The sequence below is a fragment of the Maricaulis sp. genome, from assembly GCF_030149235.1.
Classification (GTDB): Bacteria; Pseudomonadota; Alphaproteobacteria; order Caulobacterales; family Maricaulaceae; genus Maricaulis.
Genome location: NZ_JASBRW010000001.1, coordinates 1 through 9,843, shown reverse-complemented (window position 1 = coordinate 9,843; position 9,843 = coordinate 1). Strand labels below are relative to the sequence as shown.

The following is a 9,843-nucleotide window of genomic DNA, read 5'->3' as shown; positions in this document are numbered from 1 at the left end:
GGAACGGTTCAGCGAAAGCGGCCGGCGGCCAGAGGGCTTATTATCGTCTGCGTCGCTCATACGAGCCTTCCAATTCGGCTTTCGTTTCACGTTTCCCCGCGGTAGCCGATCACCACGAAGCCGCACTCTTCAGTCGCAGGGTGTCCGGCGTGAAGGCTGGCTAAACTACCCAGCTCGCCTCCGGATTCAACCGCTGCTTTGATTCCCGGCACAGCCGTGGATCAGAACTCGTTTGTCGCGCGGAAGCCCGAGAGCTTCCGCATGGTCGCGGCGAATGCCGCACTTTGCGCTCCAGCACCGAGAACGGCGTGGACCAGATGGTCTCTACCGGTTGCCGCACCGAGCTCTTCGGCACTGAAACACCCGGCGACCGGTATGTCGTCGCCCCAGGCCGAGCGCGTAAGCCGGTCCAGCTTCTCGCGCCCGTCGGCTGCCCCGTCCGACGCCTCGATGCGCCAGGCCGGGCGCCCTGCCTTGATGGCCAGGCGGGCCGCGTCGAAACCGGCGGCCAGCTGACCCGACCGCCGCGCCAGGCCGAGAAGGCTCAGCGCGCGGTCTGCGAGCCGCGCTTCAATCTGCGCGACAATGTCTTCCGGCACCGCCACCGCCCGGCCCGCCGAGCGGTTGAAGCCACCCCGGCGACGTGCAGTCTCAACCAAGTCGCGCTGCGGCGTGATCCAAAGACCCCGTCCAGGCAGCTTGGCCGCAATGTCCGGCACCAGGGTGCCGTCCGGTGCCAAGGCGAGGCGGATCAAGTCCGCCTCCGGCTTGATCTCGCCGGTGGCCAGGCAGGTCCGCTCGCGACCCCCTGACCGGCGTGTCACCGCCTTAACCAGCCTGATCCTCCTCGTCAGCCAGCTCGCCATCGACGTCATTGAAATCGAGGCCGAGTGCTTCGGCTTCTGCTTCAAGCGCTTCGAGGTCCATATTCTCGATATCGAGATCGATATCGCCGGCCTCACCCGCTTCAGCTGCGTCCACTTCTTCGACTTCCGGCTGCGGCAGGTCTTCTTCCGAAATCCAGCCCGCCGCGACACGAGCGCGCATGATCATCATGTCGGCATCCTCAGAGGACAGGTTGAACTCTTCCAGGATACCCGGCTCGCGAACACGCTCGCCATTCTTGGTTTCGAACCAGCCGCGCAGGTCGTCGCCAACCAGGCCTGCCAGGTCATCAACCGTTTTGACGTCGTTCTCGCCAAACTTCACAGCCATGGCGAGGTCTACACCCTCGACTTCCATGACCGCATCCTCGACGCCCAGCTCCTTACGCTTGGCGTCCTGCTCGGCCGCAATACGCTCGAGATAATCACGGGCACGCGCCTGGATTTCTTCCGCCGTCTCGTCGTCAAAGCCTTCGATCACGGCAATCTCGCCGAGCTCGACATAGGCGATTTCCTCGACGTCGGTGAAGCCTTCCGTAGCCAGGAGTTGGGCAATCACCTCATCAACATCAAGAGCCCCGATAAAGAGCTGGGTCCGCTCGGCGAACTCCTTCTGGCGACGCTCGGACTCTTCTTCCTCGGTGAGAATGTCGATCGACCAGCCGGTCAGCTGCGAGGCAAGACGGACATTCTGGCCGCGACGGCCGATGGCCAGAGAAAGCTGCTCGTCCGGCACGACGACTTCGATGCGCTGGTCTTCCTCGTCGAGAACGACCTTGGCCACTTCCGCCGGCTGCAAGGCGTTGACGATGAAGTTCGCCGGCTCATCCGACCACGGGATGATGTCGATCTTTTCGCCCGCCAGCTCGGACACCACCGCCTGCACGCGCGAACCGCGCATACCGACACAGGCACCAACCGGGTCAATGGAACTGTCATTGGAGATCACCGCGATCTTGGCGCGGCTGCCCGGATCACGGGCAACAGACGGGATCTCGATAATACCTTCGTAGACCTCCGGCACTTCCTGTGCGAACAGGGCAGCCATGAAGTCCGGATGCGCACGCGACAGGAAGATCTGCGGACCGCGCACTTCTTCACGCACATCATAGATGTATGCGCGAACGCGCTCATTGTTCTGCAGATTCTCACGCGGAATACCATCAGCGCGGCGGATAATGCCTTCGGCGCGGCCGAGATCGACAATCACATTGCCGTATTCGACGCGCTTGACGATACCGTTGACGATCTCGCCAACACGATCCTTGTACTCTTCGAACTGGCGCTGGCGCTCGGCGTCACGGACTTTCTGCGTAATCACCTGTTTCGCGGTCTGCGAAGCAACACGGCCAAACTCGATCGGCGGCAACTCGTCAGAGAAGACCGTACCGATCTCGGCATTGGCATCAATGCGCTTGGCGTGTTCCAGGGTCAGTTCCTGGTTGTCGTTCTCGACCTCTTCCACGACCGTCATATTGCGCGTCAGGGACAGTTCGCCCGTCTTGCGGTCGATGACGGCGCGGATGTCGTTCTCGGCGCCATAGCGCGAGCGCGCGGCCTTCTGGATCGCTTCCTCGATGGCCTCGATAACGATGCTCTCATCGATATTCTTCTCGGACGCCAAGGCCCGGGCGATATGCAGCAATTCCAGCCGGTTATGGCTGACACCAATGCTCATCGTGCGATCTCCGCTGCGATCAGTTGCGACATTATTCGTCTCCTTCGGTCGGCGCAGCCGCTTTGCCGCGCGCTTTCAAGTCCGCCTCTATCAGGGCGTCCGTCAAAACCAGTTTGGCCTCAGCGATCCAGTCAAACGGGATCAGCGTGGTATGTTCTTCACCGTCCATGTCGAGCATGACATCATTGTCCTCGACACCGGCCAGAATGCCCCGGAAGCGCTTGCGGCCTTCGGCCAGGCGATCCAGTTCAATCTTGGCATCGAACCCTTCCCAGCGCGCGAAATGGCGCAGATCGGTCAGGGGCCGGTCAATACCGGGTGAGGAGATCTCCAGATCGTATTCCCCGGCAATCGGGTCCTCGACTTCAAACACGTCCGACAGGGCTCGCGACAGGCGCGCGCAATCATCGACATCAACACCGGTCTCGTCGAGCCGGTCAGCCATGATCTGGAGGCGCGGCTTCTTGCCCGACATGACGCGCACGCGCACCACCTCAAGACCGAGATCTTCAGCGATCGGTTCGGCCAGGGCGAGAATGCGGTCGTCTTGCGGGGTCTTGGTTTTCAAACCAGCTCCTGAGAAACAAAAAGAGCGGCCGCAACCGCGACCGCTCGAAAGCATCATCCAATGCCATCGAACATGTGATGGCGGGCTTATACGCCTGCAGGGCGTGGAATGCAAGGGTCAGTCGACACTGCGGACCCAATCCATGAACACGGGCGCGCAATCGCCGAGATTCTTGCTCTCATAACGCGTGGTGATGTGATCAGCGGGCGGGACCCGCCAGTCATCGGCCTTCGAGGCCTGCCAGCTGAACCGCTCATCGCCCTGGAGTTCAATCATGCAGTGATCGGCATAGGACTTCACATCCGTGGCAATGCGCAGCTGGCCGCCCGGTTTGAGAATGCGCGCGAAATCATCGCGCGTTGCCTGCTGCAGGAAACGTCGCTTGGCATGGCGTTTCTTGTGCCAGGGGTCGGGAAACAGAAGAAATATCCGATCCAGAGAAGCGGTCTTGAAGGATGGCAGAAGCTCGCGCGCATCACCCCGGTGCAGGCGCAAATTCCGCAATCCCTTTTCTTCGCGATAGGTCAGCGCCTTGGCCACACCATTGAGGAAAGGCTCAATACCGATATAGCCTATGTCCGGATGCGCGGCGGCCTGCCCAGCGAGGTGCTCACCGCCGCCAAATCCGATCTCCAGGACGTGCGCCCCTCGGTCCGGCAACAGCATGGCGGATTCGATCTCTCCGTCCGCCGGCAGGTCGATCTTGGGCAGGACATCATCCACCAGAGCTTGCTGGCGCGCGGAGAGCGGCTTGCCTTGTGCGCGCCCAAACAGCCGGAAGTCCGGACGCTGGTCGGACGCTTTTGAGATCTTGCGGGTCATGGGCCGGGGTTTACCGACTTTGCGCGCTTTCGGCACCCATGCGTATCAGTGAGCCATTTCCTGCTCATTCGCCAAAGTCCGGACCAGTTCGAGAACCCGGCGGCGCACCTTGGCGTCCTTGATGCGGGAAAAACTCTCCGCCAGCGACACACCGTCCGAGCTTTGAATAAAGTCGTAGACGATCGGGGTCTGGTCATTATCGGCCATCGCCTTCACCGGGGCCTGATCACTCAAACCTTCGAAAAAGAACTGCACCGGGACTTCAAGCACCCGCGACAGCCGGTAGAGCCGGCTGGCGCCAACCCGGTTGGCACCACGCTCGTATTTTTGAACCTGCTGGAAGGTCACACCCAGCTCATCGCCGAGTTTTTCCTGGCTCATCTTCATCAGCTGCCGGCGAAGCCTGATACGAGACCCGACATGGATATCGATGGGATTTGGCCCGCGGGAACTCGTTTTTGTCATTTGCTCAACCTGCATACTGGCCTCGCCATTGATTGTGCCTACATAACACAACCAGAGCGCACTAGTATAATCACTTTCAGGTCAGGGCTGCGAGCCTTTTCGTTGTTTCAGAAAACGATAGCGCTGCACCAAAACGCCGACGAATATTCCTAAAACCACAAAAAAGAACGGATAGTTTCCAAAGCTTGCATAGGTGGTTTTTTGCAGCGGCTGGGGAAGGCCGACATCAAACGCACCTTCCTCAGAGGGTCCGATTTCAACCGGCATTCGGCCAAACGGGTCGATGACGCCGGAATAGCCCCGCGAAGCCGTCCGAATCATCGGCAAACCGAACTCGATCGCACGGTAACGAGCCTGGTTGAGATGCTGCTCCGGTCCGGAGGTGTCGCCGAACCAGGCATCATTGGACAGGTTGAACAACCAGCCGGGACGCTCGGCCCCCATCTCACCCACGAAACCCGGGAAAATCGCCTCGTAGCAGATCAGCGGCATCATCGTCGGGGCGCCGGGAACGTCCATCACCGCAGCTCCCGGCCCGGGCGTGAACTGCAATCTCGCGAACTCGTCAAAGCCGATCAGCGACAACAGGCCGGACAGGGGAATGATTTCTCCGAAGGGAACAAGGCGGACCTTGTCATACAGGCCGCGCGAACGCGGGATCCCGTTCTCGAAACTCATCAAGGCCAGCGCGTTATAATAGGTGACCGGGTCTTCCGCCTGGTCGCGCCGGTTAATCCCGGCCATCAGAACCTGGCCTTCCGACAAGGTCTCGCCAATCCGCGCCAGCGTTTCGCCGTGCTCGAGCATGTAGTAGGGCAAGGCGCCTTCCGGCCAGAGTATATGGGTGACCTCATCGAGGCCGTGCTCGCCGGTCAAAGCCAGATAGCGCTCCCGCACTACCAGCTGATTGCCATTGGCCCATTTTTCCTGCTGGGTAATCGCACTCTGGACGATCCGCAGGCGTATATCGGGCTGATCAGGAAGCGCCGGACCGGACAGGCGTGCCAGGCCGGATGCGAACAGAAGGAACAGGATAGCCAGTCCTGCCAGGGCCGGCATCGCCCGCCGGCTGGTCAGGCGGCGCGAGGCCATGATTGCAGGCGATACGGCCATCAGGACGGTCAATAACGACAATCCATAAACCCCGAACCAGGACGCGGTCTGACTGACCGGACCACCGGCAGCCCAGGCATAAGCCGGCAGGTTCCAGGGCAGGCCGCTCAGGACATGCCCCCGCAAATACTCGAACAGGGCAATACTGGCTGCGAAGACCAGCACCCGCCACTCCGACTTCTGCGCCAGTGCGGCATAGAGCGCCATGGCGCCGCCCCAAAATACGGCCAGCATGGCGGCAAAAATCGGCAAGGCGATGGGGATGAGCGGAATAAAGGCCGCATCACGATTGGCAAAGGCGTATCCGACCCAGAAGGTACCCGCCATGAAATACCCCATGGCAAAGATAAAACCGGCCAGGAAGGCCGCGCGCAGCGGTCGTGCGCGTCGACGCGCGCCATCAACCTGCCAGAGCAGAACCGCCAAACTGGGAACCAGCACGAGCCAATTGTGCAGCGGCGCCATGGCCAGCGAGGCCAGTCCCCCGCTGATCAGGAGCAAAATCCAGCTCGGCCAGCCGGTTAGGCTTTCTGCACGCGCGCGCCAAACCCAGGGCTGGAGGCGGCGGTCGAGCATCAGCTGCGCTTGCCCCCTTCGGATTTGGCCGCCTTCATGGAGCGGACGCGCATGCGCTTGATACGACGGGGGTCGGCCTCGAGGACCTCGAACTCATAGCCTGTCGCATGTCGAATAACTTCGCCACGCTCGGGAATACGGCCCGCCAGGGTGAAGACCAGACCGCCGAGACTATCGACATCATCGTCTTCTTCCTCGGTGGCAATGTCCTGGCCAACAATTCGCTCGAAATCGTCAATCTCGGCGCGGGCGTCGACATCCCAGACGCCCGGTGCACGGGCGCGGATCATCTGCACCTCGCCGTCATCATGCTCGTCCTCAATGTCCCCGACGATCGGCTCAAGCAGGTCCTCAAGCGTCACCAGCCCGTCGGTGCCACCATACTCGTCGACAACGAGTGCCATGTGCTGGCGGCGTGCCTGCATACGCCGGAGCAGTGCCGTGGCGCGCATCGACGGCGGCGCGAACAATAGGGGCCGGCCAATCTCGGTCAGCACCTCAGTGTCCGCCCATTGTTTGGTCAATTGACCATTGGCATCGGGCGTCAGGCGCGAAACGACATCCTTGATGTGAACGATCGAAACCGGGTCATCGAGCGTCTCGCGGTAAACCGGCAGACGCGAATGCGAAGCCTCGGCAAAAACAGCCGCCAGCTCACCCAGCGGTGTGCCCAGTTCCACTGCAACGATATCGGCACGCGGCACCATGACATCCGCCACTTTGAGCCGGTCGAGCGCATCGGCCTCGATCGCCGGATGAGCCGCCGGCTTGGCCGGCACCGAGGCTTTCTCCATCCCGAGAACCTTGCGTATCCAGGCCGGCAGGGAACCGGTTCGAGAATTGGGTATTTCAGTCATGCCGTTGTGAATCCGGAGCGCCGCCCGCGGCGGCATAGGGGTTGGCGATACCGAGCGCTGCCAGAATGCGGATTTCCAGCGCCTCCATCAGCTCGGCCTCGTCGTCTGTCTGATGATCATATCCCTGCAGGTGCAGAAAGCCATGAAGGACAAGATGGGCCAGATGGTCCTGCAATGGCAGACCGCGCTCATCTGCCTCGCTCTTCACCACCCCCCAGGCCAAGGCAATATCACCCAGATGATTGTCAGAGGTCTCAGCAGCCGGGAAGGACAGCACATTCGTAGGACCGGACTTTTGCCGGAAACGCTCATTGAGGTCGGCCACCGCATCATCACTGGTCAGCAACACGGCCACGACACCGGCATCCGGACCATCAATCTGGCTGTAAGCCTCCGAGATCAGGCTTTCGACCAGCTTGGTTTTGCCGCGCACACAGCTCCAACTGTCGTCCTCGATAATCAGATCGGCCGCGTTCATTCTGCTTCCACACCCGGCGAAATGCCGGCATCCTCTTCATAAGCCGCGACAATTCTGGCAACTAGATCGTGCCTGACAACATCACCGCGGCCGAATCTCACGATAGCGACTCCCTCGGTTTTTGCCAGAATTGACAGGGCGTGCGGCAAGCCGGACGGATCTCTCGGGTGCAGATCGCACTGGCTCGGATCGCCGGTCACCGCCATGCGCGACCCTTCACCAAGGCGGGTCAGCACCATCTGCATCTGCGCTCTCGATGTATTCTGGGCCTCGTCAACCACGATAAAGGCGCGATTGAGCGTACGGCCACGCATGAAAGCGATCGGCGCCACTTCGATACGGCCATCCTCGCGGATTTTTTCCAGCTGCGAGCGCCCCAGCGTGTCGGCAAGCGCATCCCAGACAGGTAGCAAGTAGGGGTCGACCTTCTCGGTCAGATCACCGGGCAGGAAACCGAGCTTCTCGCCCGCTTCGACAGCCGGGCGGGTAATAATCAGCTTTTCGACCTTGCGCTGGACCAGGAGCGATGCGCCATAGGCGACCGCCAGCAAGGTCTTGCCCGTGCCCGCAGGCCCGACGCCGAATATCAGGTCGTATTTGCGCGTATTCTTGAGCGCGCGGACATAGGTGCGCTGACCCTCGGTGCGGGCGATCAGGCTGGAGCCGCGCGGCACACGGATGACGCCGTCGTCTTCCGCGCCCTCGACCTCGTCTTGGCGACTGCGCAAAGCGGCACGCACAGCGGCCTCGTCACAGGTCAGGCCGTGCTCGAGGCTGGCATAGAGTCGCTTGAGAACACGTTTGGCCTCTTCACGGGCATCCGGGGCATCGGCACTGATCACAATCTGACCACCGCCGGGCGCACTCAGACGCACATCAAGCTCTTCCTCGATCAGGATGAGGAAACGGTCGCCGGCACCCGCAAGGGCCCGGACGCGGTCGACATCGTTGAAATGCAGGGTCTCCGAAGCCTGGCGGCGAGGCTTGGCGGCGCGTTTGCGCGCGGGCGTCTTGGGCGTGCTCACGCGGCGCTTTGCTCCGAAGTTACAAGCCGGCCAGTCAGGGCATTGCGGCTGGCCCCCTCGATCTCGACCATGGCGATCTCACCGAGCAGGCTTTCCGGCGCTTCGACATGGACCGCTTGCAGGTAGGGGCTGCGTCCGTGCAGCTGCCCTGCCATGCGGCCCGGCTTCTCGAACAGGACCGGCAATTGCTTCCCGATCTGACTTTCATTGAAGGCGATCTGCTGCTCGTTGAGCAGCGCTTGGAGCGCTTGCAGGCGCTCGCCTTTCACGGCTTCGTCAATCTGGTTGAACATGGCCGCGCCGGGCGTGCCTGGCCGCTTGGAATACTTGAAGGAGAAACACGAGGCGTAATTGACCTGGCGCACCAGCTCCATGGTCGCCTCGAAATCCTTGTCCGTTTCACCCGGGAAGCCGACAATCATGTCACCGGAAATGGCGATGTCAGGCCGCGCCGCGCGCAGTTTCTCGATGATGGCGATGTAGTCCTCAGCGGTATGCTGGCGGTTCATTGCCTTGAGGATCTTGTCCGAGCCCGCCTGAACCGGCAGGTGGAAATACGGCATCAGCTTGGGTGTATCGGCGAAAGCCTGAATGAGATCATCATCCATGTCGCGCGGGTGGCTCGTGGTGAAGCGGATGCGCTCGATACCGCCGATCAGCGCCAGATGACGAACCAGCTGTCCCAACCCCCAGGTGCCTTCATCTTCGCGGCCGGCCGGTGCGGCGCCATGATAGGCATTGACGTTTTGGCCCAGCAGCGTGACCTCGCGGATACCCTTCGCTGCCAGCGCGCGCACTTCGGCAACAATCTGGTCAACCGGGCGCGACCATTCCGCACCGCGCGTATAGGGCACCACGCAGAAGGTGCAGAACTTGTCGCAACCCTCCTGGACCGTGACAAAGGCCGTATAGCCCTCAACCTGGCGGTCATTGCCGAGCTGGTCGAACTTGTCCTCAACCTCGAATTCGGTGTCGAGCGCTTCACCGCGCTCGCGATGGGTCTTGGCAATCAGCTCAGGTAGTTTGTGATAGGTCTGCGGGCCAACCACGAGATCAACCACAGGCGCGCGCTTCATGATCTCGGCGCCCTCAGCCTGTGCGACGCAGCCGGCCACGGCGATCGTCATGCCGCCCTCATCTGCCTTGGCTTCCTTCAGCGGGCGCAAGCGACCGAGCTCGGAATACACCTTCTCCGCGGCCTTCTCGCGGATATGACAGGTGTTGAGAATGACCAGGTCCGCCCCGTCCGGCGCCTCCGACGGCTCATAGCCGAGCGGGTGCAGAACATCCTTCATCCGTTCGGAATCATAGACATTCATCTGGCAGCCATAGGTCTTGATATAGAGGCGTTTACGCGTCGAGCTCATCGATAACCAT

Annotated in this window: 10 protein-coding genes; all 10 read right to left on the bottom strand. The window is 61.3% G+C overall.

The window, feature by feature from the left end; translation table 11 throughout:
* Window positions 1-221: 221 nt before the first annotated feature.
* The 10 genes from Q1V51_RS00050 to miaB all read right to left on the bottom strand — a co-directional run bounded on the left by Q1V51_RS00050 (window position 222) and on the right by miaB (window position 9,833).
* Complete coding sequence (locus tag Q1V51_RS00050) at window positions 222-824, bottom strand: RNA-binding protein (protein ID WP_300551526.1); 603 nt, start codon at window positions 822-824, stop codon at window positions 222-224.
* Between the two features lie 4 nt (window positions 825-828).
* Window positions 829-2,562, bottom strand: coding sequence for a transcription termination factor NusA (nusA, locus tag Q1V51_RS00045; RefSeq protein WP_300551525.1), 1,734 nt, complete (start codon window positions 2,560-2,562; stop codon window positions 829-831).
* Window positions 2,563-2,593: 31 nt separating this feature from the next.
* Window positions 2,594-3,130 (bottom strand): ribosome maturation factor RimP, encoded by a 537-nt coding sequence (gene rimP, locus Q1V51_RS00040; protein WP_300551524.1) that lies wholly within the window; start codon window positions 3,128-3,130, stop codon window positions 2,594-2,596.
* 117 nt (window positions 3,131-3,247) lie between these two features.
* Entirely contained in the window at window positions 3,248-3,952 is a 705-nt protein-coding gene (gene trmB / locus Q1V51_RS00035; protein ID WP_300551522.1) for a tRNA (guanosine(46)-N7)-methyltransferase TrmB, read from the bottom strand.
* Between the two features lie 45 nt (window positions 3,953-3,997).
* Window positions 3,998-4,417 carry a helix-turn-helix transcriptional regulator gene (locus tag Q1V51_RS00030; RefSeq protein ID WP_300551521.1) on the bottom strand — a complete coding sequence of 140 codons (420 nt, stop codon included), beginning with the start codon at window positions 4,415-4,417 and terminating at the stop codon, window positions 3,998-4,000.
* 81 nt (window positions 4,418-4,498) lie between these two features.
* Window positions 4,499-6,106, bottom strand: a complete 1,608-nt coding sequence (gene lnt, locus Q1V51_RS00025) for an apolipoprotein N-acyltransferase (RefSeq protein ID WP_300551519.1) — start codon at window positions 6,104-6,106, stop codon at window positions 4,499-4,501.
* Complete coding sequence (locus tag Q1V51_RS00020; protein WP_300551517.1) at window positions 6,106-6,963, bottom strand: hemolysin family protein; 858 nt, start codon at window positions 6,961-6,963, stop codon at window positions 6,106-6,108. Before Q1V51_RS00020 ends, lnt begins: the two co-directional genes overlap by 1 nt.
* Entirely contained in the window at window positions 6,956-7,441 is a 486-nt protein-coding gene (ybeY, locus tag Q1V51_RS00015) for an rRNA maturation RNase YbeY (protein ID WP_300551515.1), read from the bottom strand. Before ybeY ends, Q1V51_RS00020 begins: the two co-directional genes overlap by 8 nt.
* On the bottom strand, window positions 7,438-8,466 hold the full coding sequence (locus Q1V51_RS00010) for a PhoH family protein (protein WP_300551513.1): 1,029 nt from the start codon (window positions 8,464-8,466) through the stop codon (window positions 7,438-7,440). The genes ybeY and Q1V51_RS00010 overlap by 4 nt, the downstream gene beginning before the upstream one ends.
* Entirely contained in the window at window positions 8,463-9,833 is a 1,371-nt protein-coding gene (miaB, locus tag Q1V51_RS00005) for a tRNA (N6-isopentenyl adenosine(37)-C2)-methylthiotransferase MiaB (protein ID WP_300551527.1), read from the bottom strand. Before miaB ends, Q1V51_RS00010 begins: the two co-directional genes overlap by 4 nt.
* Window positions 9,834-9,843: the final 10 nt, after the last annotated feature.